Raw genomic sequence first — 25242 nt, 5'->3', positions numbered from 1 at the left:
GCCATGGCCCTGCACCCCCAAGCCCGCCGGATGCTCTCCGAGCTGGGCGAGCCGACCGACCCGGCCGAGATCGACCTCGTGGAGCAGCGCCGACAGGCACGTGAGGCCGCTCTCGCCGCCCGGTCCGAGAGTGTGCGCATCGACCATGTCGATGATCTCGACGCCGATGGCGTGCCGGTCCGTCTCTACCGTCCGCGCGGCGGTGCGCCGGTCGCGCTGTACGTGCATGGCGGGGGATGGGTCATGCACGATCTGGAGACCCATGATGCGTTCTGTCGCTATCTCGCCTCCACGACCGGGTGGGCGCTGCTCGCGGTGGACTATCGCCGGGCTCCCGAGCACCCGTATCCCGCTCCGCTGGACGACGTAGTCACCGCGGCACGGTGGCTGCGACGGGAGGCCTCGGGGCACGACGTGGATGCCTCCTTCCTGCCCGGCATCGGGGACTCGGCCGGCGGCAATCTCGTGGCGGGGGCCTGTGTGCGCGATCCCACGCTCCTGGACTTCCAGCTGTTGCTGTACCCGGCCACCGACCCGCGTGTGGAGCTGGACCCGGACGATGACAACGCCGCGCTCGATGCGGCCTCCATGAGATGGATGTGGAGTGCGTACGCCGAGGGAGCCTTCGACCATCCCGAGGTGGCTGTGCTCCGGGCACCCGAGCCGGGGCGTCTCCCACCCGCGATGGTCGTCACGGCGGAGCACGACGCCTTGCGCGACCAGGGCGAGGCCTACGTCACGCGTCTGGCGGAGGCCGGCGTGCGGGCGACCGGCTGGCGAGCCCAGGGAATGGTGCATTCCTTCTGGCGCCAGCCCCATACCTTCGACTCCGCGCAGGACCTCGTCGTCATGGCGGGCGCAGTGCTCGACGCCGCCGCCACACTCAACGGGTGACTGCCTCGGTCGGAGGGCGGGTTGGGATACTGGGCCCATGCGCGTTCATGTCGCGGCGGATCACGCCGGCTTCGAGCTCAAGACCCATCTGATCGCCTGGCTGACCGAGCACGGTCACGAGCCGGTGGACCACGGCGCCTTCGCCTACGATGCGGACGACGACTACCCGCCCTTCTGCGTGGCGGCCGCCGAAGCCACCGTGGCCGAGCCGGGGTCGCTCGGCCTCGTCATCGGGGGATCGGGCAATGGCGAGCAGATCGCCGCCAACAAGGTCAAGGGTGCCCGCGCGGCCCTCGCCTGGAGCGTGGAGACGGCCGAGCTGGCACGCCAGCACAACAACGCGCAGATCATCGGCATCGGAGCTCGGCAGCATAGCGTCGAGGAGGTCGAGGCCATCGTCGCCGCCTTCCTCGCGACCCCGTGGAGCGAGGCCGACCGGCACCAACGGCGTATCGACCTGCTCGCGCGCTACGAGGAGACGGGCTCGTTTGCCTGAGGGGCACACCCTCCATCGCCTCGCCGGAGAGCTGACCGCCGCCTTCGGGAGCCGGGTGATCGCCTCCGGGTCGCCACAGGGGCGTTTCGTGGGGGCCGCGATGCTGGACGACCGGACCCTGGATCACGCCGAGGCGTGGGGCAAGCACCTCTTCGTCGGTTTCGTCGGGGTCGCCGAACAGGTGCACGTCCATCTGGGCCTCTACGGATCCTTCCGCTTCGCTCCCGGCGTGCCGATGGTCACCGGCCAGGTGCGCTGGAGGCTCAGCGACGGCAGCACGACCGCCGATCTGCGCGGTCCCACCGCGTGTAAGGCGCTCACCCCGGACGAGGTCGCGGTGATCCTCGATCGCCTCGGCCCCGATCCGCTGCGCGGTGACGCCGATCGGGACGCCTTCGTGGCCCGGGTGCTGCGGTCGCGGGCGGCGATCGCGACGCTGCTGATGGACCAGTCGGTCATCGCGGGCGTCGGCAATGTCTACCGGGCCGAGGTCCTCTTCCGCCACGGCATCGACCCGCTCACCCCGGGACGGTCGCTCTCGGTACTTGCTCTCGAGGCGATCTGGGCCGATCTCGTGCTGCTCATGCGCGAGGGGGTGCGGACCGGCCGGATCGACACGGTGCGGCCCGAGCACGAGCCGGAGGCGATGGGCCGCCCGCCGCGCCAGGACGATCACGGTGGCGAGGTCTACGTCTATCGACGCGACGGCCAGCCGTGCTGGATCTGCGGCGAGCCGGTGCTCACCCGAGTGGTGGGGGCCCGGAACCTGTTCTGGTGTCCGAGGTGTCAGCCTTCCGGCGATGGCGCGCGGTAGATTGCCAGCATGCCGAAGATCCAGGGACGTACCCTCACGGAGCACCGTGCTCGCGTGCGCCGACAGGTCTTCGAGGCCTTTGCCGAGCTGGTGGCCGATCGTCCCTACGATCAGGTGACTCTGGCGGAGATCGCGAGCGCGGCCGGAGTGAGCCGGACGGCGATCTACAACCACTTCCCCGACAAGGAGTCGATCGTCCTGGCCTTCGCGGCCGATGAGACCGATCGCTATCTCGAGGAGCTCGACGATGCGCTCGATGGCGTGGAGGACCCGGTAGCCGGACTGCGCATCTACGTCGAGCATCACCTGCGGATGCGCCAGTCCTTGCATTTCGGTCTCGGACCGGCGCTCTACGGCGTGCTCTCTGCCGATTCGATGGTGGAGATCCGCAAGCATGTGCGGCTCGTGGAGCGGGCGGTGCGCGCGCTGCTGCACCAGGGGATGGCCGCGGGGGTTTTCCAGGTGGAGGACGTCGATACCACCATCGCGCTCATCCACGCGACCCTCCAGGTGGGTCCCGCGGTCGAGGCCGACGCAGCGGCCTCCTTCGTGCTGCGTGCCGTCGGCGTCCGCTGAGCGGCCGCGGGTCTGGTGCTGAGGTTAGGCATACCATACAATCGTCGCATAAGCTGACATGCTGTCGCTATTGACATGACGGAATGTCAGATTAATATGACGTAGTGTCAGTTAATCTTTCGAGGACTCCGGAGACGCCATGACCCTCACCGCGACCGAATCGCTGTCGACCCTGTTGCGCGACGGATCGAAGGCCGAACACACCTCGGCCGAGGGATCGTCCTTCATGTCGGTCATGTTGGAGGGACGGATCAGCCCGGAGGGCTACACCGCCTACCTGCTGCGTCTCCAGCGCGTCTACGCGGCCCTCGAGTCGGTCGCGCGCCGGCTTGCGGACGACCCGATCGCGAGTGCCGTGATCGACCCGGCGCTCGAGCGCAGCGTCTCCCTCGCGGCCGACCTGGACCATTGGGCCGGGGCCGGCTGGCGCGAGATCGTGGTCGAGTCCCCGGCGACGGAGCGCTATGTCGAGCGCGTCGAGGCGTCGGCGAGCTGGGGCGGTCTCTTCGTGGCGCACCACTACACGCGTTACCTCGGTGACCTCTCGGGCGGCCAGGCCATCGGCCGCATCCTGGGACGCGCCTACGAGTTGGAGACCACTGCGGGCGTGGAGTTCTACGCCTTCGATGAGATCCCCAAGCCCAAGCCCTATAAGGACGCCTACCGGGCGCGGCTCGATGCGCTGTCTCTCGACAGTGCGGAGCAGCAGCGCATTCTCGACGAGGTCAAGGTCGTCTTCGGTCTCAACGAGGCGATCTTCTCCGAGCTCTCGGCTGACCTCGATCGCTGGTCCCGTTGATCCGAGCACGTCCACGAGGACGATACGGACGCTAGAGTTCGTGCGTGGGCAAGATCGAGGGGACCTGACGGGCGTCGCTGCGTCACGCCGACGACCGCATCGCCGCCTGGCGCGTCGGTAGCGCGCAGGGCCAGTCGGGAGTGCTCTCGCTGCTCATCGCGGCGACTGTGTTGATCTTCTTCGCATCGGTCGCCTGGTATCACATCTTCCCGGCGGTCTCCTTCCTCGTGCCGATCGTGGTCGGCGGGCTCCTGCTCAGGTGGAAGCCGCTCGCCACGCTCACGGCGGTGGCGCTCATCGGAGCCTTCGCGGCGGCGGCGATGGAGACGGAGCGTTCGGGCTTCGCCACCGGACGGATCGCGACGGTGGCGATCGTCGTCCTGGTCGCTCTCCTGCAGCTGTACATGGCGCGGATCAACCGCAGTGAGCTGCCCGCTCCGTTGGGTCAGCACATGCTGGCCGAGTTGCGTGACCGGCTCCTCGCCCAGGGCCATGTGCCGGAGTTGCCGGCGGGGTGGCGCGCAGAGCAGCAGATCCGCTCGGCGGGAGGCACCAGCTATGCCGGCGACTTCGTGGTCGCCGATCTGTCGCCGGACGGACGTCGGCTGGAGCTGATCCTCGTCGACCTCTGGGGCAAGGGGGTCGAGGCGGGCACCAAGTCGCTGCAGGTGGCCGGTGCCCTCGGTGGGCTCATCGGGTCCCTTCCGCCGCTGGGGCTCGTGGCCGCGGCGAACGACTATCTGCTGCGGCAGCGCTGGAACGACGGCTTCGCGACGGCCGCCTACGTCATCATCGACCTGGCGACGGGCCGCTACTCGATCGTCAATGCGGGACATCCGCCCGCGCTGCGGTGGTGCTCGCGCACCAATCTCTGGCGCGTGGACGAGGCGACCGGCATGGCGCTCGGGGTCACGTCTCGACCGGAGTTCTCACCGAGCGAGGGCGTGCTCGAGCCGGGTGAGGCGCTGATGCTGTACACCGATGGCGTGGTCGAGACACGTCATCGCGATATCGCGGGTGGGATCGCCTGGCTTCAGGACACCGCGCGCGAGGCCATCCGCCAAGGCTTCCCGGGAGCCGCGGGACGTGTGCTCGATCGCGTGCCGACTCGCGACGACGATCGAGCGCTGCTCATGGTCGAACGTCTGTCCGCGCGCTGATCCCTCGCGTCAGAGGACCGCGATCAGCACCAGGAGAGTGAGCACGAGGACGATCCCGCCGATGATGCCGAAGACGCCGGCGAGGCCGGGACGCTTCTGTGGCTCGGTGCCGATCGCCCCACGCGAGAACTGGTGGTACGGCGGGGCATAGAACACCGGAACGGAGCCGTGCGCGGGGACCTCGACGTCGATACTGGCCTTGCCGTAGGTGAGCATCCACTGGCAGTCGATCTCGATGAAGGCGCGTCCCGGGGGCATCGCCAGCCGGTTGGCGCCGTAGGCGACGCGCATCGGATACCCGTTGACGCGCACCGAAGGCGTGACCGGGGTGGCGGTGACCGCCGACCCTTGCAGGGTCAGCTCGATGAAGCCGGTCGGCGCCGGGGCGGAGGGGTCGGACATGACTCCGCAGCGTGGCAGCGATCGGCCGCGGGCACAAGCAGCCGCGCGGTGACGGGGTGAATCTGCGGGTGAGATGTGCCGTCTTGAGCGAGTAGGTGGCGCCTGCTGTGGCATCGTCGGAGCCGGCGTCGAGGGAGGCCGAGGGAGGGAGCCATGACGATCGTGCTGGTGGGACTGGCCGTCTTGCTGTCAGTCAACCTCATGGCGTTGCTCGTCCTGGTGCTGCGTTACCGGCGCGAGAACCGACGCTCTCCTAAGACGCCGTCCCCTCGGTGCGACCCGATGATCCGGCGTGGTGTTGACTGGCATCCACACCGTCCTCGCCCGCGCTGCACCGGAGTCACCTGGAGATCAAGCTGCTCGTCCCCACGGTGTTCGCCGCGGTGGCCATGGTGGCGATCGCCTGGACCAACTGGGGTCGCTCCTGGCGGGTGCGGGCTCGGGCCGAGGGAGCTGCACTGGGCCGGATCGTGGCCGCGACGGTGGTGATCAACCCCAAGCCGATCGCCCGTGCCGATCCGCATCCCACGACGGTGACGCTGCACATCGAGCACGGCGACGACGAGACCTTCTCGACGACCACTAGCTCACGCCACCTGCCGGTGCGCGTGGCCAGGCGCGTCGTCGGGTTCGCGCATGTCTTCCACGCGCCGCGGCTGCCGGTGGCGGACCGCGACGCGGCCCTGGCCCAAGCGCGAGACGGTGGGGTCACCTTCGCGATCGAGCCGCCGATCGCGGTTACCGTCTACCGCGCCGGGAACGCTCTCACCTGGTCGTGAGCGCCGTCGTCCTGCGTTGACGTGGCGGGGAAACCGGATGGCTCGCGTGGACTCCTGACATGACGAACCCCCGCTCGGCGGTGCCGAACGGGGGGAGGCGGAGCGGAAGACGGGACTCGAACCCGCAACATTCTGCTTGGAAGGCAGAGACTCTAGCCAATTGAGCTACTTCCGCGCGCTGCCGAGGCAGCGGGTTCATTCTGCCATATCCGACCAGGACGCCGTGACATGGGCCAGGGCGGCGTGCCTGAGCGCGTGCGGTTGCCGTCTCGAACACGGAGCCGCATCGGGCCGGACCACGAGAGCGTCGGTGACCATGACAGGGTTCGAGGATGGAGCCGTCCTCGTCCGCCCCGATGGGATGCCCTCGGTGCGCGGGATTCTCGGACGTGCCGATCGGGGGAGTGCACGAGCCGGTTCCGGCGATCACGCAGTTCCAGTCGCCCGAACTCATCGAAGCGATCGTCTATCGAGGACTCGACCCCGCGGAGGACCCGCGGTGGCAGGAGTGGGGCGCGCGCACGGCCCAGGAATACGCCTTCTGGTCGCGTCGCGCGTGTGGGATGACCTGTCTGCAGATGATCCTGCGCCATCGCGGCGATGACGTGCCCAGCCTCGGGCAGCTCATGCGGGATGGTCTCGCATGTGGCGCGTACGAGCTCACGGACGATGACGGGGTGCACGGGATGGTCTATGGGCCCTTCGTCGCCTATGTCTGCGACCGCTTCGGTCTCGATGCTGTCGTCCATCCGCAGCTGAGCGTCGATGAACTCCTTCATGGGTTGGCGCGCGGTCGGATGGGCATCGTCTCGGTGCACAAGGAGATCCGGCGCCCGGAGAACCCCTCGCCGGGCCGCGGCGGTCACCTCGCCTTGGCGATCGGCTACGACGGCGAGAGCATCCATCTGCGCAACCCGTCGGGACACACCCCGGATTCGCGTCGGGCGCTGCTGGCCCCGGAGCGCTTCGAGCCGTTCTACGCCTTTCGCGGAGTCACTGTCGGTTTCGGATAGAGGTCCGGCCGTCCGTGTCCCTCTCAGCCGTTGGGGCCCCACGCGGCGGTCGGCGTTCCCGTGACGTCAGTCCGTGCGGATGACGATGTCGGCGGCCGCCGCGGTCTGTTCGCGGACGAGGTGCTCGTGCTCCTGGGCCGCCCACGTCTCCCACCAGGGCGCATAGGTCGCACCGTCGCGCTCGAGCGCGCGGCTCTTGCGGGTGGCATCGTCCGCCTGGAGCCAGATCAGCAGGCTGAGGAAGGGCCGGATCCTCGCTGCACCCGATCCGACCCCGTCGATGATCAGCAGGGGGCCCGGGGTCACGGTGAGCAGCTCGCCCGGCCGGTCGTCGGCCCAGTCCCAGCGGCGAGCGGTGCCGAGGTCATCGACCGCGAGGGCAGCGAGGATGCCGCGCAGCGAGTGGACCGCCGCCTCCAGGCCGTTCCAGCCGGGATAGAGGTCCTCGAGGGACAGGATCGGCGCGTCGAGCCGATTGGCCAGCTGGTGGGCGAACTCGGTCTTGCCCGCTCCGCTGCGCCCGTCGACCGCCACCACCCGAGTGCGGCCGCACACGGGCTCGCGCAGCATCAGGGTCTCGGCGACATGATCGACGGCATTGCTCACCTCTCGATCGTGCCACGGCGGCCGACATCGGCAGGTGCTCACGGGCGGGCCGAGAGCGCTACCCCTCGTGGCGGTAGGATTTCGGCGTCGATGCCGTGGGCGTCGTCCGGGATGTAGCGCAGCTTGGTAGCGCATCCGCTTTGGGAGCGGAGGGTCGCAGGTTCAAATCCTGTCATCCCGACTCTGTGGTGACACGTAAGGAGTTCCCGTGAAGGCACCCGGCTTGTCGCTGTTCTCACGACATTCCGCCGCCTCCTTCGGCTCGTGGCGTTCGACCGGCTCCTTCCTCTCCGCCGCCTCTATCGCCTCCTCGGGATCGCTGCTCTCCGTTGGGTCGACCGGATCGATCCTCTCGATCGGTTCGGCCGGTTCCATCGCGTCGATCGGGTCGTCCGGGTCGATCCTGTCCGTGCGATCGGAGGGCCGGATCCTCTCCCACCGCGATCGCCGGTTGTCGCGCACCGAGGCCGCTTATCTCGGCGCCGCGGCCCTCGGCATCGCCGTAGTGACCGTCACGTCCGCCCGGTTTCTCGGGCGCCGCGTCCCCGCCTGACGATCAGTTCGAGCCGAACCAGCCGAAGGTGAGCGTCAGGACCGGCACCGTGAACCAGGGCGAGCCGATCCACCCGAATGGCCACATGTCGTGACGTCGCGTTCCTCGATCCGGACTCATTGGTCCATCGTGCCCGGTGTCGCGTGGGGTCGCACGGGGTCGTTCTGCTATCCGCGCCCGCGCGAATAGCCGACGGGGTCCCGTCGAGACGGTCCCCGTGACCACATGTCCGCCGGATGAGCCTTTCTACGATCGGATTGAGCCCGGCGGGCTGTGAGCCGGGCCGTCCACCCCGTCGACTCAGGAGAGATGTGTCCCCCTCACCAGCCCCCTCCCATCACGCCCGTCGCCGGCGCCTGGCAGGCGCCCTCGCGATCGGACTCGTGACCACTGTCGCGCTCACTGCGATGCCCGCCTCCGCGGACGTCCCGGGTGAGCGTCCCGAGCTCGGACCCGACAAGTCGATCGCCTTCTACGTCGGCAAGGACCTCACCGAGGACGGCCACCCGCTCATCGGCGGCTTCGGTCACGAGCCCTCGAGCCACTGGGTGGAGGTCGTCCCGGCACAGGACCATCCCGAGGGCTCCACCATCACGGTCGGGGTCACCGAGGACGCCGACATGCCCGGTGAGCTGACCGAGATCCCGCAGGTCGAGCACACTTTCAGCTACATCACCTCGAACTACTCCGAGTTCACCGGGCTGCCGGCACCGCTCATGAACGGCGGGCTCAACGAGAAGAACGTCGCCGCCCGCGATGTCTGGTCCAACTCCCGCGAAGAACTGTGGGACATGACCCCCGAGGACCAGACCGGACCCCAGTACTCGGACCTCTCCCGCTTCGCGATGGAGCGCGCCAGCACCGCCCGCGAGGCCGTGGAGATCCTCGGCGACCTGATCGACGAGCACGGCTACAGCACCTACGGCGGCAACTCGCACATGTTCGCCGACGAGGACGAGGGCTGGATCTTCATCGAGTACTCCGGCGGCGAGGGGCTCTGGGCGGCTGAGCGCCTCGGCGCCGACGAGGTCCGGGTGTCGTACCCCGGTTACATCCAGGAGTTCCCGACCGAGGCCGTCGACGGCGATGATCCCGACTACCTCGGGTCGAGCAATCTCGTTGCTTTCGCCGAGGAGCAGGGGTGGTACGACGCGGAGGCCGACGAGGTCTTCGACCTTCAGGAGGTCTACCAGCAGCCCTTCCCGACCGATCTCTTCGAGGTCGGTGAGGTCGCCGATCCCGACGACCCGGCGCCGTACCGCAACCCGGTCTCCCTCGGAGCCGAGCTCGAGGAGCTGGCGCCGGTCTCGTTGCAGGACATGATGCGTCTCGTCCGCGACCCGCGTTGGTCCGACGACCGCTCCGGCTACGGTCAGGTCGCCGAACTGCGTTCCGACCTCGCCGACCCGCGACTCGCGACTCTCTGGCTCGCCCCGACGGCAGCCGTCACCGCGCCGTACACGCCCATCGCGATCGGCACCGAGTCGCTGCCCGAGGAGCTGACGCAGCATCGCTACCTCACGGCCGAGGCGAGCGGCACCTATCTCGATCCGGCCTTCGCCGAGCAGGAGGCCACCGAGTATGCGACGCAGACCTACAAACGGCTCATGTACGCGACCTGCGCGCGACCCGAGGAGTATCTCGGCGAGGTCACCGCGGCCTTCGAGGGCTTCGAGACGCAGGCCCTCGAAGAGTGGGCGGACGTCCAGGAGGAGGCGGTGAGCCTCGTCGAGGACGGTGACGACCCGGCCGCCGTGCTCACCGACTACACCACCGACAACGCCCTCGACGGGCTCGCGCTCGGCAATCACCTGCTCGACGACGTGCTCTCGCGCTCCCGCGAGGACGGCGGCCTGCGGGAGCCGGACATCGAGGTCCCGGACGGAACGACCGGCTCGGCCCGCTCGCAGTCGATGGTGCTGGGAGCGCACGGCGACACCGCGAGCTCGCGAGACCGGATGAACTGCGATCTCGGCGGCGGCTGGGCCGACGGCTCCACGCTCGACCGTCAGGGCGAGTACGGCGACCCGGGCGACGTGCCGGACTTCTCCGCCGCTGCCGTCTCGGGCCGTCCTGAGCTCACCGACGATGGCGGCAATGCCACCGCCCTCGTCGTCGGTTTCGGAGGTCTGATCGTGGGCCTGGCGCTCGGCGCGCTCGCCCAGGGACGCCGCAAGCGCGCGTGAACGAGGGGAGGGGGCCCGGCGCTGCCGGGCCCCCTCTCACCCGTGTGCCAGGAACTCGCCCCGTCTGGCGATCAACCGGCGCAGATACGGTCGGAGGACGAGTGCCGCCACCGCCCGGCCCGGTACTCCGAGCGGGGCGGTGAACTCGATGGTGTCGGTCATCGACGTGCCGCTCTCGTGCTCCTCGAAACGATGCTCGTGGCGGAAGGACGAGAACGGCCCCCGCACCTGTTCGTCGACGAAGCGCGTGGGCCGCTCGAACTCGGTCACCGTGGCCGTCATCGTCCACCAGAGGCCGAGATGGCGGGCCCGCCAGGTGACCTCATCGCCCAGTCCGAGCTGCCCGGACGCGGGCCCGCGCACGACGCGTTCACCCGATCGCGCCTGCGAAGCGGTGTGGAGGCCGAGATCGAGCGCGGCGTCGAACAAGGCCGCCGCCGGCCGCCGGCTGACGGTCCGCACGGTGAATCTCGTCATGGCAGCACGTTACCGGCCGATCCGCCTGGGGAGGCCGGATTCTGCCGGTGACGCCTTTCCCCCTAGACTGGAGGGCGGCCCGCGCGAGCCCCGCGCCGCGCTGCCCCATGCTTTCGATCAACTCAGGAGTCAACAACGTGAAGAGCAGCACCGAAACGCTGAGCCCGACGCGGGTCAAGCTCACCATCGAGGTGCCGTTCGAGGAGTTCAAGTCCCACCTCGACAAGGCGTACAAGTCCATCGGCTCGCAGATCACGGTGCCCGGCTTCCGCAAGGGCAAGGTGCCCGCCCCCGTCATCGACCAGCGTGTCGGCCGTGCCGCCGTCCTCGATGAGGCGCTGAACTCCGCGCTGCCCGGCTGGTACAACGAGGCGCTGCAGGAGCAGACGCTTCAGCCCCTCGGCCAGCCCGAGATCGACCTCGCCAAGTTCGACGACGGCTCCGATATCGAGGTCACCGCCGAGGTCGACATCCGCCCGTCGGTCGAGCTGCCCGATCTCAAGGGGATCGAGCTCGAGGTCGAGGACGCCGAGGTCACCGATGCCGATGTCGACGAGCAGCTCGAGGCGCTGCGCGAGCGCTTCGCCACGTACACCGAGGTCGACCGCCCCGCCGCGGACGGCGACTCGGTCACCATCGACCTCTCCGCCGCGCAGAAGGACGGCACCCTCATCGAGGAGGCGCAGGCCAGCGGACTGCCCTACCAGGTGGGCAAGGCCACGATGATCGAGGGTCTCGACGAGGCGCTCATCGGTCTGGAGAAGGGCGCCAGCGCGACCTTCTCGACCCAGCTGGTCGGCGGCGAGCTCGCGGGCGACGAGGTCGACGTCACGGTCACCTTGACCGAGGTCAAGGAGCAGCAGCTCCCCGAGGTCGACGAGGAGTTCGTCCAGATGGCCTCGGAGTTCGACACCGTCGAGGAGCTGCGCGCCGACCTCGTCGAGCGCCTCACCCGCGGTAAGCGCATGGAGCAGGCCGCTGAGGCCCGCGACCTCGTGCTGGAGAAGATCCTCGATCAGATCGAGGTGCCCCTGCCCGAGAGCCTCGTCGAGACCGAGGTCACCGCACGGCGCGACCAGATCCAGCAGCAGCTGCAGTTCGCGGGCCTGACCTTCGAGGGCTACCTGGAGGACCAGAGCCAGACCGAGGAGGAGTTCGAGGCCGAGCTCGAGCGCGGTGTCCGCGACTCGATCGCCGCTCAGTTCGTCCTCGACCAGGTCGTCGAGGACAACGAGTTCGGTATCGACGACCAGGAGCTGAGCCAGCACATCATGCGGCGCGCGCAGGAGTCCGGCCAGGACCCGAACCAGTTCGTCCAGCACATCATGGAGCACAACCACGTGCCCGAGATGGTCGGCGAGGTCATGCGCGGCAAGGCGCTCGCGTCGCTCGTCGAGGGCGCGACGGTCAAGGACAAGTCCGGCAACGAGCTGGACCTCGCCCGGCTGCGGGCCGACGGCTCGGTGGCCGATGAGGACGAGTCGGAAGCCGAGGAGCCGGCGAACTGACCTTCGCTCTCCCACGCTCACGGGCGGCGCGTCGATGATCGACGCGCCGCCCGTTCGCGTATCGGGCCGCGCGGAGGTCAAAGTAGCCGCGAGGGACGAGTGGCGTCGGTGGGGCATTCGGTGGTCGAGTAGCCGCGAGGGACGAGCAATGGAGCCATCGCAACAAGGGCGTCGCCGCGATGGAGTATCGAGACCACAATGGAGCCGATGCCGCTACGCGGCCGGCGGCCCGCGTAGCGAGACGTTTCGACCTTCCGCGTCCCGCGCGGCACACTGGGGTCATGTCCACGACCCCGGCCCGCACGACGGATATCGCCGCCCTGGCCCTCACCTACGGTGACCGGCTCATCCTCGGCACCGTGCGCGACACGCACCGGGCGGTGGCGCGTCGTGCATTCGCGCCGACCCGTGCCCTCGGCGGACATCGCATCGAACGGACGCACGATGCCGTCAGCGACGCGGTCTACGGCACGATCTCCGGTGCGTTGCGCGCGGTGGGCGGTGGCGCTCGATCGCTGTCACGGCGCGGCCTCGGGCGGCCTGTGGAGTCGACCCGTTATGGTCGCCGCCTGCAGTCCGCCGTCAACGGCCTGATCGGCGACGAACTCCGGGCCGTCGACGATCCGCACGCCATCACGATGCAGCTGCGCTCGAAGGGCCGCGATGTCCCGGCGACCCCATGGCCGCTGAGCCAGGCCTATCCGGAGGCCACCGGTCATCTGGTGTTCTTCGTGCACGGTCTCTGCGAGGACGACGAGTCCTGGCAGGCGCGGGCGGGGGAGAACCACATCGAACGCATCCGCCGCGATACGGACGGCACCCCGGTCGTCATCCGGTACAACTCCGGTCTGCACATCTCTGAGAACGGCAAGCATCTCGACACTCTCATCGATGCGGTCGTCGCGGCCTGGCCCACGCGGATCACGCGGATCAGCTTCGTCGGTCACTCGATGGGCGGCCTGGTGGTGCGAGCCGCGACGAACCATGCCGTCGCGGCACAGCGCGAATGGACGGGACTGGTGCGCGACATCGTCTGCCTCGGCACGCCGCACACCGGGGCGGCGTTGGAGAAGGCGGCCCATCTGGGAGCCCGGGCCCTCGGGTTCTGGCCGGAGTCCCGCGCCTTCGGCGAGATCCTGCAGGCTCGCTCGGAGGGCATCGTCGATCTGCGGCACGGGTACATCTCGGCCGACGAGTGGCAGGGGCAGGATCTCACCGCTCGATGGGGGCTCGATCGGATCGCGGCCGCCCCGCTGCCCCACGCGGACTACCACTTCGTCGCGGCGACGCTGGGCGCCCGCAGGGGACATATCGCCAGCCTCGCCCTCGGCGATCTGCTGGTCCAGCTGTCGTCCGCGCATGGGAGCGCGCGTTCCGGGGCCGTGGTCGACGGAGCGCGGCTGGAGTACCTGCCCAGCGCCCATCACTTCGCCCTGCTGCACCATCCGCGGGTCGGTGCCTGGCTCGTGGAATGGCTCAATTCCCGATACCGCTCGCCTCGAGCGCTGCCGACCGGGTAGTCTCCCGCGCATGGTGAACAAGAGTTACATCGGCGCCAGCATCGACATCGCGGCGAGTCCCGCCGAGGTCTGGGCCGTCGTCAGCGACCTGCGCCGGATGGGCGAGTGGAGCCCGCAGTGCCGCAAGATGTTCATCAAGGGCGGTGTCATCCAGCGCGGCACCTCGACGGTCAACATCAACCGCCAGGGCCCTCTCGTCTGGCCGACACGGTCCGTCGTCACGGAGTTCGTCCCCGAACAACGACTGCAGTTCGTCGTGCGCGAGAACAAGACCCGCTGGACCTTCGAGCTCGAGGCCACGCCGGAGGGGACCCGCTTGACGGAGAGCCGCACGACCCCGAAGGGCGTCAGTGATCTCTCCAATCTGCTGACCCGCCGGGTGCTCGGCGGTACCGAACGTTTCGAGGACGGCCTGCAGTCCGGCATCCATCAGACGCTGCGCCGGATCAAGGACGCCGCGGAGGCTCGATGAAGAGGCCGGCGGTCGCGCCGCTGGAGGCCGAGCGCACCATTGCGGCCACTCCGGCGCAGGTCTGGTCGGTCCTCGTCGACGCGGCGCGGATGCGAGAGCTGAGCCGGGAGACGGTGGCCCAGGTGTTCGTGCCGCGGCGGCTGCGCCGTGGCACCTGGAGCCTCAACCTGAACCGCAGCGGCTGGTTCGTGTGGCCGACGGTGAGCCGTTACGCGAGAGTCGTCCCGCGGCGGCGGCTGTCCTTCTACGTCTTCGGTCCATCGGCCTGGTGGACCTACGACCTGGAGGCGGTCGAGGGTGGCACGGCGGTGCGGTTGCGCCGCGACCTCAGCGGCGGCAGGTCGAGCTGGCTGAGCATCGTGGTCGCCGGTGTCGGCCTCGGCGGCGCCCCGGCGCACGATCGTGCTCTCGCGTCCGACATGCGGGAGACCCTCGACGGCCTCGCCCGCGTCGTCGAGCGGTGAGCTGTCCCGCACCCTCCCCGTGGGCGGTGAGCCATCACGCACTTTCGCCGCTCGGGTGCGGGATCACTCACCGCCCATGACGCGAGCGGGCGCCACTCCCGGCACGCGCGGACCCGTCTGCCGACAGCGAACAGGGGTGCCAGCTGCGTGTCTTCGGCCCCCGCGCCGTCTAGGGTCGGTGACGTGAACACTCCGATGACTCCCCAGTTGTCCGCTGAGGTCGGCCCTTCGGATCTTGACGGCCACATCTACAACCGCCTGCTGAAGGAACGCATCGTGTTCCTCGGCGCGGAGGTCCGTGACCAGAACGCCAACGCGATCTGCGCTCAGATGCTGCTGCTCAACGCCGAGGACCCTGACGCCGACATCCTCTTCTACATCAACAGCCCTGGTGGCTCCGTCGACGCCGGCATGGCGATGTACGACACCATGCAGTACGTCTCGAACGACGTCGTCACGCTCGGCATGGGCCTGGCCGCGTCGATGGGCCAGTTCCTGCTGGCGGCCGGCACGCCCGGCAAGCGCTACGCACTGCCGCATACACGCATCATGATGCACCAGCCCTCGGGCGGTATCGGCGGCTCGGCATCGGACATCCGCATCCAGGCCGAGCAGTCGATCCTGCTGAAGAAGCAGCTCAACGAGCTGCAGGCACAGCACTCGGGTCAGTCGATCGAGCAGATCGAGCTGGACTCGGACCGCGACCGCTGGTTCACCCCCGAGCAGGCCAAGGAGTACGGCCTGATCGACCACGTCGTCTCGACCGCAGGAGATGTCCGCCGATGAGCTACTACATCCCGCAGTGGGAAGAGCGCACGTCCTACGGGTTCCGGCGCGTCGATCCCTTCGCCAAGCTTTTCGAGGAGCGCATCATCTTCCTCGGGACGCCGATCACCGACGATGTCTCCAACGCCCTCACCGCGCAGCTGCTGTGCCTGCAGTCGATGGACCCCGACCGCGATGTGAGCATCTACATCAACAGCCCGGGCGGCTCCTTCACGGCGCTGACGGCGATCTACGACACGATGCGCTACATCAAGCCCGATATCCAGACCTTCTGCACCGGGCAGGCCGCGTCGGCTGCCGCGGTGCTGCTGGCCGCCGGCACGCCGGGCAAGCGGTTCGCGCTGCCCAACAGCCGCGTGCTGATCCACCAGCCCTACACCGAGGGCACCGGCGGTCAGATCTCGGATCTGGAGATCCAGGCCAATGAGATCCTCCGCATGCGTTCGCTGTTGGAGAACATGATCGCCGAGGCCTCGGGCAAGACGCCCGAGGAGGTCAGTCGCGATGTCGAGCGCGACAAGATCCTCACGGCCAATGAGGCCAAGGAATACGGGATCATCGACCAGGTCCTCGAGACCCTCAAGACGCCGGGCTTCTGAGCCCGTCGCCCTCGCGACACGGCACGACCCGCCTCGGCGGCGTCTGCACGTTCGCCGCTCGCGCGGTTATCGTGGAGCAATCCACGACGATCCGCTGCGGACGAGATGACGCCGCCGGGGCCGCGCCGCGGCCCACTGGAAAGGAAACGCCTGATGGCACGCATTGGCGAGACCGCCGACCTTCTCAAATGCTCGTTCTGCGGCAAGAGCCAGAAGCAGGTCAAGAAGCTCATCGCCGGGCCCGGCGTCTACATCTGTGATGAGTGCATCGACCTCTGCAACGAGATCATCGAGGAGGAGCTCAGCGAGAGTGTCGAGGTCAGCCTCGGCGAGCTGCCCAAGCCCCACGAGATCTTCGACTTCCTGGGCGGTTACGTCATCGGCCAGGACCGCGCCAAGCGGTCCCTCGCTGTCGCGGTCTACAACCATTACAAGCGTGTCCAGGCGCAGGCCGCTGGCCGGGTGAGCGCCGGCGAGGGCGTGGAGCTGGCCAAGTCCAATATCCTCATGGTCGGCCCCACCGGTTGCGGCAAGACCTATCTCGCGCAGACCCTCGCACGGATGCTCAACGTCCCCTTCGCGATCGCCGACGCGACCGCGCTGACGGAGGCGGGCTATGTCGGCGAGGATGTCGAGAACATCCTGCTGAAGCTCATCCAGGCCGCCGACTACGACGTCAAGAAGGCCGAGACGGGCATCATCTACATCGACGAGATCGACAAGATCTCCCGCAAGAGCGAGAACCCGTCGATCACCCGCGATGTCTCCGGCGAGGGCGTGCAGCAGGCGTTGCTGAAGATCCTGGAGGGCACCACGGCCTCGGTGCCGCCTCAGGGTGGACGTAAGCATCCGCACCAGGAGTTCATCCAGATCGACACCACCAATGTGCTGTTCATCGTGGGCGGTGCCTTCGCCGGCCTCGAGGAGATCATCGAGCAGCGCAGCGGCAAGCAGAGCCTCGGTTTCAATGTCGCGCCGACCGAGGAGGACACCGCGCCTCCGGTCGAGAAGCTGTACTCCTCGGTGCTCCCGGAGGACCTGCTCAAGTTCGGTCTCATCCCGGAGTTCATCGGTCGTCTGCCGGTCATCGCAGCGGTCGACAAGCTCGATCGTTCGGCGCTCGTGTCGATCCTGACCGACCCCAAGAACGCGCTCACCAAGCAGTATGCGCGGCTCTTCGATATCGACGACGTCGAGCTCGAGTTCACCGACGAGGCCTGCGAGGCGATGGCCGATCTGGCCCTCGCCCGCGACACCGGCGCCCGCGGCCTGCGCTCGATCATCGAGGCGGTTCTCCAGCCGATCATGTACGACATCCCCGCGCGCGAGGATGTCGCCAAGGTGATCGTCACCGCCGACACGGTCACCAGCGACGCGCTGCCCACGGTCCTGACCCACGACGAGGTCAACAAGAAGGCCAGCTGACCTCGGATTCGGCGATCGGGCAGGGAGTCCGCTCTGCGGGCGAGCCGTATCGAGATCACGTACGCTGACGCGATGACCCCTGTCGATCTCACCCTCTTCGGCGCGACCGGCTTCACCGGAGGCTTGACGGCCGACTACCTCGCGCTGCATCTGCCTGCCGACGCCCGCTGGGCCATCGCCGGCCGTTCCGCCGACAAGCTCCAGACGATCGCCGACCGCATCGAGTCCGAGGGCGGGGTCGTGCCGGAGGTCGTCGTCGCCGATCACGGTGACCAGGCGAGTATGAACCGGATGGCCGCGGGCACCCGTGTGCTCGTCTCCACCGTGGGCCCGTACCTGCAGTACGGCGAGCCCGCGGTCAAGGCCGCCGCGGAGGCCGGGATCGGCTACCTCGATCTGACCGGCGAGCCGGGCTTCGTCGATGCCATGTGGCTGAAGTACCACGAGATCGCGCGCAGCACGGGCGCCCGCCTGGTGCATGCCTGCGGTTTCGATTCGGTGCCCTACGACCTCGGCGTCCTCGATCTCGTCGAACGGTTGCCCGCTGACGTCCCGATCACCGTCAAGGGCTACATCCGTGCCAACGCCTCGTTCTCCGGTGGCACCTATCACTCGGCCGTCACCCAGTTCTCGCAGATCACCCTGGCCGAGCGCGCGGCCGCCGAGCGCCGGAAGCACGAGCGACGACCGGAGGGGCGTCGGGTGCGCGGCGGTGGCAGGCCGGGGCGGGCATCAGGGGTGCGCGGCTACGCCGTCCCGCTGCCGACGATCGACCCCCAGATCGTCTTGCGATCGGCGCGAGCACTCGACGTCTACGGGCCCGATTTCCGCTACGAGCACTTCGCGCACTTCCATACGGCGCGTATGGCGATTGCCGCCGGTCTCGGCCTCGGGGTGGCGGTGCTGGGGGCCCAGTTCGGGCCGACCCGCAAGCTCCTGCTCACGGCGCAGAAGGCGGGGGACGGGCCGAGCCAGGAGCGGCGGGCATCGTCCTGGTTCACCTTGACTCTGATGGGTGAGGGCGGAGGCGAGCGTATCGAGACGGAGGTCTCCGGAGGCGACCCCGGATACGACGAGACCGCCAAGATGCTGGCCGAGGCCGCGATGTGCCTGGCCTTCGACGACGTGCCGCGGGTGAGTGGTCAGCTGACCACCGCGACCGCGATGGGCCGCCCGCTCATCGACCGGCTGATCGACGCCGGCATCACCTTCCGCGCCCGCTGATCCACACGTCAGCGTGCATGATGACGTTGACGCGGCGAGCGGACCGATGGTGATGCATCGCATCATCGGTGCTGGCCGCCGCCTGGCCTGACCGGGGAGATCAGGCCAGGCGGCGGACGGCGGGCAAGTCGAGAAGGTCGTCGGGCGTGGGCATCTGGGAGCCGGGCAGGGAGGCCGCGGCACTGCCGTAGGAGACCGCGAGCGCGAGACATTCTCCCGGATCGGCGCCGCGCAGCGACCCCAGCAGGTAGCCCGCGAGGGAAGAGTCACCGGCGCCGACCGTGCTCCGGGCCGAGATACGGGGAGCGTCGGCCGCCCAGATGCCGTCCGGGCGTAGCAGCAGCGCCCCTTGGGCCCCGAGAGTCAGCAGGATCGCGCCGAGTCCGCGGTCCAGCAGCGGTCGTGCTCGCTCGCCGGCGCGGAGGGGATCACCCTCGAACTCGGAGGCGGGCACCCCGAGGAGCTCGCCGAGCTCGTCGGAATTGGGCTTGATCAGGGCCAGCGACTCCGGGGCCCGCTCGACCGCGGCGGCGAGTGCGGCGCCCGACGTGTCGAGGGCCACCGGAGCGTCGACCTGTGCGGCGAGATCCCCGTACCAGTGGGCGGGCGCGCCCGGAGGAAGCGAACCGCAGAGGGCCACCCAGGTGGCATCGGCGGCAGCCGCGATGACGGCGGTGGCGAGCCGCTCGCGCACCTCGGACAGGAGCTCGGGGCCGGGCTCGTTGATCTTGGTCGTGGTGCCGTCGTCCTCGGCCAGGGTGAGGTTGACCCGTAGCGGGGCACCGAGGTCGACGGCCTCATGGGGGAGCGCCCGCTCACGCAGCTGACGGACGAGCGGATCGTCGGCATCACCGGGGAGGATCGCGAGCGTCCGCTCGCCGGCGGCGCGGACCACCTGCGCCACGTTGACACCCTTGCCGCCGGGGTCGTCGTGGGTCGACCGGGAGCGGATGACACCGCCGCGGTCGAGCGGCGCGGCGAGCTGGATCGTGCGATCGACGCTCGGGTTCGGGGTCAGGGTCACGATCATGCGCAGAGCACCTCGATTCCGGCCTCGCGCAGACGCGCCAGGGCATGGTCGCTCGCGCCGGTATCGGTCACGAGCACATCGACATCCGCCAGATCGGCGAAGGTGAAGACGGGTTCGGCGCCGAGCTTGCTCGCGTCGGCGACGACGACGACGAGTCGGGCTGCTTCGGCGAGGGCGCGCTTGACGGCCGCCTCGTCGGCATCATGGGTGCTGAAGCCGTGGGAGTCACTGATGCCATTGGTGCCCAGGAAAGCCACATCGATCCGCGCCTGGTGGTAAGCCTCCACCGCCCGTTGCCCGACGGCCGCGCCGGTGATGCCCCGGATGCGGCCGCCGATGACGTGGACGTCCGCCTCCCCGAGGGTGGTCAGCTTCGCCGCGATGGGCACGGCATGGGTGAGGATCGTCAGCTCCGCGTCGGCGGGGAGGAGCTCGACGAGCTGTTCGACCGTGCTCCCGGCGTCGAAGCCGACACTGCCTCCGACGGGGACGAAGTCCAGGGCGGCGCGGGCGATGCGCTTCTTCTGCGCCTGGTACTGGGTCTCCCGCTGAGCGAGTGCGGTCTCGCCCAGGAGCGAGCGGGCCGGAACGGCACCGCCGTGGACCCGCTGCGCGATGCCGTCGCGCTCGAGGACCGCGAGGTCGCGTCGCACCGTCTCGCCGGAGACTCCGAGCTCGCCGGCCACGTCGACGACGACGAGGCGGCCCTCGTGCAGGAGCCGCTCGGCGAGCATCGCCTGGCGTTCGGCGGCGTACATGGCACCCCCTCGGATGACCGATCGTGAGGATCGACGTGGTTTTGTGTGGATATTAGCCCACGGGGCCGCGACCTCGCGACCGGTTGTCGGTAGGCTCTGACCATGGCCCAGATCACGTTGCACGGAACCGCCGTCGTGCCGGGAGTCGGCAGCGGTCCCGTCGTCCGTCCCATGCCTCGCCCGACGATCCCCGCCGATGATCCGCAGCTCGATGCGACCGAGGGCGCCGAGCGTTTCAGCGCTGCCGCCGAGGTCGTGGCCGGACGGTTGCAGGAGCGTGCCGGTCGTGCCAGCGGTGCCGCCTCGGAGGTGCTGACCGCGACCGCCGGCATCGCGCGCGACCGCGGCCTGGTCGCGTTGGTCCAGAAGCGTCTCGGCGAGGCCAACGGTCTGTACGCCGCCATCGACGGGGCCGTCGACGATCTCGCGGCGATGTTCAGGTCGGCCGGCGGTCTGATGGCCGAGCGGGTCACCGACCTGCGCGATGTCCGCGATCGCATCGTCGCCGAGCTCTCCGGCCAGCCCGAGCCCGGCATCCCCGCCCCGGCCGAGCCCGCCGTGCTGCTGGCCGATGACCTGGCCCCTGCCGACACCGCGGGTCTCGACCCGGCGCTCGTCGTCGCGATCGCGACATCACTGGGTGGTCCGACCAGCCACACCTCGATCATCTCGCGACAGCTCGGAATCCCCTGCGTGGTCGGCGTGGAGGGCCTCGACGATGTCGAGGTGGGCCTCCCGGTCCTCGTCGACGGCGCGACGGGCGACATCGTCGTCGAGCCGGACCCGCAGATGGTCGCGGAGCGCACGGAGGCTGCGCGCAAGGTGGGCGAGGCCGCCGCCTCGTGGACGGGCCCGGGCGCCACCTCCGATGGTCATCGCGTCGAGATCCTCGCGAACGTGCAGGACGGCGCATCGGCTCGCGCAGTGGCCGACAAGCCCGTCGAGGGCGTCGGGCTCTTCCGCACCGAGCTGTGCTTCCTCGACCGTGAGACGGAGCCGGGCGTCGAGGAGCAGGCCGAGATCTACCGGCCTGTGCTGACGGCGCTGGGCTCGCGCAAGGTGGTCGTCCGCACGCTCGACGCGGGCTCGGACAAGCCGGTCGCCTTCGCCACGATCCCCGACGAGCCCAATCCTGCGCTCGGCGTGCGCGGCATGCGGCTCGGGCAGCGCGACGAAGGACTGCTCGATCGCCAGCTCGAGGCGATCGCCCAGGCCGCCGCCGACAGCGAGGGGCCGGTGTGGACCATGGCGCCGATGGTCGCGACCGAGGACGAGGCCGCGTGGTTCGCCTCGCGCGCCCGCTCCGTGGGCCTCGTGCCAGGGGTCATGATCGAGATCCCCAGTGCCGCCCTGCACGCCGATCGCCTCCTGCGGCACGTGGACTTCCTGTCGATCGGCACCAACGATCTCGCCCAGTACACCTTCGCCGCGGACCGCATGACGCCGTCGTTGGCCGCGCTCAACGATCCGTGGCAGCCGGCTCTACTGGAGCTCATGGCCATCGCGGCGCGCGCGGGCCAGGAGGCGGGTAAGCCGGTGGGGGTGTGTGGCGAGGCCGCAGCCGATCCGCTGCTCGCCTGCGTGCTGACGGGCCTCGGGATCACGTCGCTGTCCTCAGCCGGCACCGCCGCTCCGCTGGTGGGTGCCAAGCTGTCGACCGTCACCCTGGAACAGTGTCAACAGGCCGCCGAGGCTGCGCTGGCCGCCAGCACTCCCGAGGCCGCCCGCGAGGCCGCCCGCGCCATCACCGGCTGACCCGTGCGGGCCAGGTGCAGCCGTCACAGAGCGCAACCACCCACAGTCCCGTGGTGTCGATACGGGTCGTCCGTGAACGGCTTCTGGCTACTCAACCACCGATGATCGTGCGCTTCTCGGTGGTTGAGTAGGCCCTGGGGGCACCTCCCGCTTGCGGGGGAGGAATGAGGGCCGTATCGAAACCACGCCCGGCTGAGTGGACGCGGTCCTACTCGGCCAGAGTGGCGGTGACGGTGAGCTCGGAGGCCGAGTCGTCGGGGGTCGTCGTGACCTCGCCGGTCACCCGGCCCGCGGCCTTCACATCCCCGAGTGCCAGGCCGAGGGTCTCCAGGTCCGCTGAACGCCCGGCGACCGTCACGGCCGTGACCTCGGTGCGCTGGCTGACCTTGGCGGTCGACTTGGCCCCGCGGATGCCCGCGAGTGCTTGTGCCGCCACCGAGAGCAGCCCGGCGTCCTGCGTCTCGACCGCGAGGTCGGCCTCGACGGTCGGCCAGCCGGCGCGGTGGATCGAGCCCTCCTGCCACCAGGACCAGACCTCCTCGGTCACGTACGGCAGGAACGGCGCGAGCAGACGCAGCTGTGCCGACAGCGCCAGCACGAACGTGGCCTTGGCCGAGTCGCCGGCGGCATCGTCGCGCCGCGCCCGCTCCTTGACCAGCTCGAGGTAGTCGTCGCAGAAGTCCCAGAAGAACTTCTCCGTGACCTCCAGAGCGGAGGTGTAGTCGAAGGCCTCGAAGTGCTCGGTCGCCTCGCGGGCCACCGACTGCAGGCCCGTGAGCAGCGCACGGTCGAGGGGCTCGGTGACCTTGGCGGGGTCGAGGAAGGAGGCGTCCGCGCCGAGTCCGTAGGCGTCCTCCGCGGCGAGCACGAACTTGCTCGCATTGAGCACCTTCATCGCGAGGCGGCGCCCGACCTTCATCTGTGCCTCGTCGAAGGGCGAGTCCGCCCCCGGGCGGGCTCCGGCCGCGCGCCAGCGCACAGCGTCGGCGCCGAACTTGTCGATGATCTCGTCGGGCACCACGACATTGCCCTTGGACTTGCTCATCTTCTTGCGGTCCGGGTCGACCACGAAGCCCGAGAGCGTGGCGTACTTCCACGGCACGGTGCCGAACTCCTGGTGGGCGCGCACCAGCGAGCTGAACAGCCAGGTCCGGATGATGTCGTGGCCCTGCGGTCGGACGTCCATCGGGAAGGTGCGCTCGAACAGATCGTTGTCGCGCTCCCAGCCGCAGACCAACTCGGGGGTGAGCGACGAGGTCGCCCAGGTGTCGAGCACATCGGGGTCGGCGATGAAGCCGCCCGGGACGCCGCGCTGCGACTCCTCGAAGCCGGCGGGAGCCTGCGAGGCAGGATCGACCGGCAGCTCGGCCTCGGTCGCGAAGATCGGATCCTCATAGTCCGGCTCGCCGTCGGCGTCGAGCCGGTACCAGACCGGGAAGGGGATGCCGAAGAAGCGCTGGCGGCTGACCAGCCAGTCGCCGTTGAGCCCCTCGATCCAGTTGGTGAGGCGCGACTGCATGTAGGCCGGCACGAAGGTGATCTCGTCACCGCGCTTGATCAGCGTCTGTGCGAGTTCGCTGTCGCGGCCGCCGTTCTTGAGATACCACTGGCGGGTGGAGACGATCTCGAGCGGCTTGTCACCCTTCTCGTAGAAGTTCGCCATGCGCTGCGTGGGCTTCGGCTCACCGTCGAGGTCGCCCGCCTCTTGCAGCGCCGCCACGGTCAGCTCCCGGGCGGAGAAGACGGTCTTACCGGCGAGCTCCTCGTAGAGCGCGCGGCCGCCGTCGGTGGCGATCCACTCGGGGGTCTCGCGCAGGAAGCGGCCGTCGCGGCCGATCACCGTGCGATTGGGCAGCTGGAACTGGCGCCACCACTGCACATCGGTCAGGTCGCCGAAGGTGCAGCAGTGCACGATGCCCGAGCCCTTCTCAGGGTCCGCGGCGGTGTCGGCGATGACCGGCACCTCGACACCGAACAGCGGCGAGGTCACGGTGCCGCCGAAGAGATGCTGGTAGCGCTCGTCATCGGGGTGCGCGATCAGCGCGACGGCCGCGGCGGTCAACTCCGGACGGGTGGTCTCGATGTAGACGGGACCGTCGGCGTGCTGGTACGCGACACGGTAGTAGTGGCCGGGATACTCGCGGGCCTCGAGTTCCGCCTGGGCCACGGCGGTCTGGAAGGTGACATCCCACAGCGTCGGCGCGTCCTGGCTGTACGCCTCGTCGCGGCCGACATTGCGTAGGAAGGCGCGCTGGCTCACGGTCTGCGCCTCGGCGCCGATCGTGGTGTAGGTCTGCGTCCAGTCGACCGACAGGCCGAGCGTGCGCCAGAGCTGCTCGAAGACCTTCTCGTCCTCGTGGACCAGCTCATTGCACAGCTCGATGAAGTTGCGACGGCTGATCGGGATCTGCTTCTTGGCATCGGGCTTGGCCGGCGGTGTGAAGTCCGGTTCGTACGGCAGCGAGGGGTCGCAGCGCACACCGTAGTAGTTCTGCACGCGGCGTTCGGTGGGCAGGCCGTTGTCGTCCCAGCCCATCGGATAGAACACCTCCTTGCCGCGCATGCGCTGGAAGCGCGCGACGACATCGGTGTGCGTGTAGCTGAACACGTGCCCGACGTGCAGGGACCCCGAGACAGTGGGCGGGGGCGTGTCGATCGAGTAGATCTCCTCGCGCGTCTTGGTGCGGTCGAAGCGGTAGGTGCCGCGCTCCTCCCACGCATGGGACCACTTGGCTTCGAGGCCTTCGAGCACGGGCTTCTCCGGGACGGTGTTCACAATCGCCCAGTCTACGGAAGCGCCGCCATCGCGGGTCACCCCGCGTCCACCCATTCAGTGGTGCAATCTCGACCGCGAGTGGTGGGGGGGGGGGGGGGGGGGGGGGGGGGGGGGGGGGGGGGGGGGGGGGCGGGCGGGGGCGGGCGGGGGGGGGGGGGGAGGGGGGGGGG

General features: G+C 69.3%; 25 protein-coding genes and 2 tRNA genes. 20 read left to right on the top strand and 7 right to left on the bottom strand.

Translation table 11 applies throughout. The annotated features are described in order from the left end of the window. Positions 1 to 3 precede the first annotated feature (3 nt). From FNM00_RS08125 to FNM00_RS08100, 6 genes are all read left to right on the top strand, one after another. Positions 4 to 894: an alpha/beta hydrolase gene (locus FNM00_RS08125; RefSeq protein ID WP_143912945.1), complete on the top strand. Its 891-nt coding sequence runs from the start codon at positions 4 to 6 to the stop codon at positions 892 to 894. A 37-nt stretch (positions 895 to 931) separates the two neighbouring features. Further along, the gene (locus tag FNM00_RS08120) at positions 932 to 1390 is read left to right on the top strand and encodes a ribose-5-phosphate isomerase (RefSeq protein WP_143912944.1); all 459 of its coding nucleotides are present in this window, start codon (positions 932 to 934) and stop codon (positions 1388 to 1390) included. After that, a complete protein-coding gene (locus tag FNM00_RS08115) occupies positions 1383 to 2204 on the top strand; it encodes an Fpg/Nei family DNA glycosylase (RefSeq protein WP_143912943.1) in 822 nt (273 codons plus the stop codon). Before FNM00_RS08120 ends, FNM00_RS08115 begins: the two co-directional genes overlap by 8 nt. Positions 2205 to 2213: 9 nt before the next feature. After that, positions 2214 to 2780 (top strand): TetR/AcrR family transcriptional regulator, encoded by a 567-nt coding sequence (locus FNM00_RS08110; RefSeq protein WP_143912942.1) that lies wholly within the window; start codon positions 2214 to 2216, stop codon positions 2778 to 2780. A 139-nt stretch (positions 2781 to 2919) separates the two neighbouring features. After that, positions 2920 to 3579 (top strand): biliverdin-producing heme oxygenase, encoded by a 660-nt coding sequence (locus FNM00_RS08105; protein WP_143912941.1) that lies wholly within the window; start codon positions 2920 to 2922, stop codon positions 3577 to 3579. A gap of 140 nt (positions 3580 to 3719) precedes the next feature. Further along, positions 3720 to 4739 (top strand): PP2C family protein-serine/threonine phosphatase, encoded by a 1020-nt coding sequence (locus tag FNM00_RS08100; RefSeq protein WP_143912940.1) that lies wholly within the window; start codon positions 3720 to 3722, stop codon positions 4737 to 4739. Positions 4740 to 4748: 9 nt separating this feature from the next. Here FNM00_RS08100 and FNM00_RS08095 read toward each other — a convergent pair whose 3' ends face one another. Further along, a complete protein-coding gene (locus FNM00_RS08095; protein ID WP_143912939.1) occupies positions 4749 to 5141 on the bottom strand; it encodes a hypothetical protein in 393 nt (130 codons plus the stop codon). A 371-nt stretch (positions 5142 to 5512) separates the two neighbouring features. On the opposite strand from FNM00_RS08095, the gene FNM00_RS08090 reads away from it, so the two are divergent. Continuing rightward, positions 5513 to 5920: a hypothetical protein gene (locus FNM00_RS08090; protein WP_143912938.1), complete on the top strand. Its 408-nt coding sequence runs from the start codon at positions 5513 to 5515 to the stop codon at positions 5918 to 5920. A gap of 101 nt (positions 5921 to 6021) precedes the next feature. Here FNM00_RS08090 and FNM00_RS08085 read toward each other — a convergent pair. Next, positions 6022 to 6095, bottom strand: a tRNA-Gly gene (locus tag FNM00_RS08085). A 157-nt stretch (positions 6096 to 6252) separates the two neighbouring features. Here FNM00_RS08085 and FNM00_RS08080 point away from each other — a divergent pair. Continuing rightward, positions 6253 to 6933, top strand: a complete 681-nt coding sequence (locus FNM00_RS08080; RefSeq protein WP_221933647.1) for a cysteine peptidase family C39 domain-containing protein — start codon at positions 6253 to 6255, stop codon at positions 6931 to 6933. Positions 6934 to 6999: 66 nt separating this feature from the next. On the opposite strand, the gene FNM00_RS08075 is transcribed toward FNM00_RS08080, so the two are convergent. Then, positions 7000 to 7539, bottom strand: a complete 540-nt coding sequence (locus tag FNM00_RS08075) for a nucleoside/nucleotide kinase family protein (RefSeq protein ID WP_143912937.1) — start codon at positions 7537 to 7539, stop codon at positions 7000 to 7002. 107 nt (positions 7540 to 7646) lie between these two features. Here FNM00_RS08075 and FNM00_RS08070 point away from each other — a divergent pair. The 3 genes from FNM00_RS08070 (at position 7647) to FNM00_RS08060 (ending at position 10278) form a co-directional block, all read left to right on the top strand. Then, positions 7647 to 7720 (top strand) — tRNA-Pro (locus tag FNM00_RS08070). Between the two features lie 27 nt (positions 7721 to 7747). Further along, a complete protein-coding gene (locus tag FNM00_RS08065) occupies positions 7748 to 8092 on the top strand; it encodes a hypothetical protein (RefSeq protein WP_221933646.1) in 345 nt (114 codons plus the stop codon). Positions 8093 to 8475: 383 nt separating this feature from the next. Next, positions 8476 to 10278, top strand: coding sequence for a C69 family dipeptidase (locus tag FNM00_RS08060; RefSeq protein WP_205197670.1), 1803 nt, complete (start codon positions 8476 to 8478; stop codon positions 10276 to 10278). A 36-nt stretch (positions 10279 to 10314) separates the two neighbouring features. Here FNM00_RS08060 and FNM00_RS08055 read toward each other — a convergent pair whose 3' ends face one another. Beyond that, positions 10315 to 10755, bottom strand: a complete 441-nt coding sequence (locus tag FNM00_RS08055) for an SRPBCC family protein (protein WP_143912936.1) — start codon at positions 10753 to 10755, stop codon at positions 10315 to 10317. 137 nt (positions 10756 to 10892) lie between these two features. Here FNM00_RS08055 and tig point away from each other — a divergent pair, with 137 nt between their 5' ends. The 8 genes from tig to FNM00_RS08015 all read left to right on the top strand — a co-directional run bounded on the left by tig (position 10893) and on the right by FNM00_RS08015 (position 18753). Beyond that, a complete protein-coding gene (gene tig, locus FNM00_RS08050; RefSeq protein WP_143912935.1) occupies positions 10893 to 12263 on the top strand; it encodes a trigger factor in 1371 nt (456 codons plus the stop codon). A 281-nt stretch (positions 12264 to 12544) separates the two neighbouring features. Then, the gene (locus tag FNM00_RS08045; RefSeq protein WP_185973048.1) at positions 12545 to 13783 is read left to right on the top strand and encodes an esterase/lipase family protein; all 1239 of its coding nucleotides are present in this window, start codon (positions 12545 to 12547) and stop codon (positions 13781 to 13783) included. 10 nt (positions 13784 to 13793) lie between these two features. After that, on the top strand, positions 13794 to 14255 hold the full coding sequence (locus tag FNM00_RS08040; protein ID WP_143912933.1) for an SRPBCC family protein: 462 nt from the start codon (positions 13794 to 13796) through the stop codon (positions 14253 to 14255). Continuing rightward, positions 14252 to 14719: an SRPBCC family protein gene (locus FNM00_RS08035; RefSeq protein WP_143912932.1), complete on the top strand. Its 468-nt coding sequence runs from the start codon at positions 14252 to 14254 to the stop codon at positions 14717 to 14719. Before FNM00_RS08040 ends, FNM00_RS08035 begins: the two co-directional genes overlap by 4 nt. A gap of 195 nt (positions 14720 to 14914) precedes the next feature. Next, the gene (locus FNM00_RS08030) at positions 14915 to 15505 is read left to right on the top strand and encodes an ATP-dependent Clp protease proteolytic subunit (RefSeq protein WP_143913088.1); all 591 of its coding nucleotides are present in this window, start codon (positions 14915 to 14917) and stop codon (positions 15503 to 15505) included. Beyond that, complete coding sequence (locus FNM00_RS08025) at positions 15502 to 16104, top strand: ATP-dependent Clp protease proteolytic subunit (protein ID WP_143912931.1); 603 nt, start codon at positions 15502 to 15504, stop codon at positions 16102 to 16104. The genes FNM00_RS08030 and FNM00_RS08025 overlap by 4 nt, the downstream gene beginning before the upstream one ends. A 153-nt stretch (positions 16105 to 16257) precedes the next feature. Then, positions 16258 to 17529: an ATP-dependent Clp protease ATP-binding subunit ClpX gene (gene clpX / locus FNM00_RS08020; RefSeq protein ID WP_143912930.1), complete on the top strand. Its 1272-nt coding sequence runs from the start codon at positions 16258 to 16260 to the stop codon at positions 17527 to 17529. Positions 17530 to 17601: 72 nt separating this feature from the next. Continuing rightward, the gene (locus FNM00_RS08015; protein WP_143912929.1) at positions 17602 to 18753 is read left to right on the top strand and encodes a saccharopine dehydrogenase family protein; all 1152 of its coding nucleotides are present in this window, start codon (positions 17602 to 17604) and stop codon (positions 18751 to 18753) included. Between the two features lie 100 nt (positions 18754 to 18853). On the opposite strand, the gene FNM00_RS08010 is transcribed toward FNM00_RS08015, so the two are convergent. Both FNM00_RS08010 and FNM00_RS08005 read right to left on the bottom strand, forming a co-directional pair. Continuing rightward, positions 18854 to 19783 (bottom strand): 1-phosphofructokinase family hexose kinase, encoded by a 930-nt coding sequence (locus tag FNM00_RS08010; protein ID WP_143912928.1) that lies wholly within the window; start codon positions 19781 to 19783, stop codon positions 18854 to 18856. After that, positions 19780 to 20541 (bottom strand): DeoR/GlpR family DNA-binding transcription regulator, encoded by a 762-nt coding sequence (locus FNM00_RS08005; RefSeq protein ID WP_143912927.1) that lies wholly within the window; start codon positions 20539 to 20541, stop codon positions 19780 to 19782. Before FNM00_RS08005 ends, FNM00_RS08010 begins: the two co-directional genes overlap by 4 nt. 102 nt (positions 20542 to 20643) lie before the next feature. Between FNM00_RS08005 and FNM00_RS08000 the strand changes: the two genes are divergently transcribed. Further along, the gene (locus tag FNM00_RS08000; protein WP_143912926.1) at positions 20644 to 22296 is read left to right on the top strand and encodes a phosphoenolpyruvate--protein phosphotransferase; all 1653 of its coding nucleotides are present in this window, start codon (positions 20644 to 20646) and stop codon (positions 22294 to 22296) included. Positions 22297 to 22504: 208 nt separating this feature from the next. On the opposite strand, the gene valS is transcribed toward FNM00_RS08000, so the two are convergent. Next, the gene (gene valS, locus FNM00_RS07995; RefSeq protein ID WP_143912925.1) at positions 22505 to 25126 is read right to left on the bottom strand and encodes a valine--tRNA ligase; all 2622 of its coding nucleotides are present in this window, start codon (positions 25124 to 25126) and stop codon (positions 22505 to 22507) included. Positions 25127 to 25242: the final 116 nt, after the last annotated feature.

The sequence above is a fragment of the Aeromicrobium piscarium genome (assembly GCF_007421815.1).
Classification (GTDB): domain Bacteria; phylum Actinomycetota; class Actinomycetes; order Propionibacteriales; family Nocardioidaceae; genus Aeromicrobium; species Aeromicrobium piscarium.
This window is presented reverse-complemented; position numbering and strand designations above follow the sequence as displayed.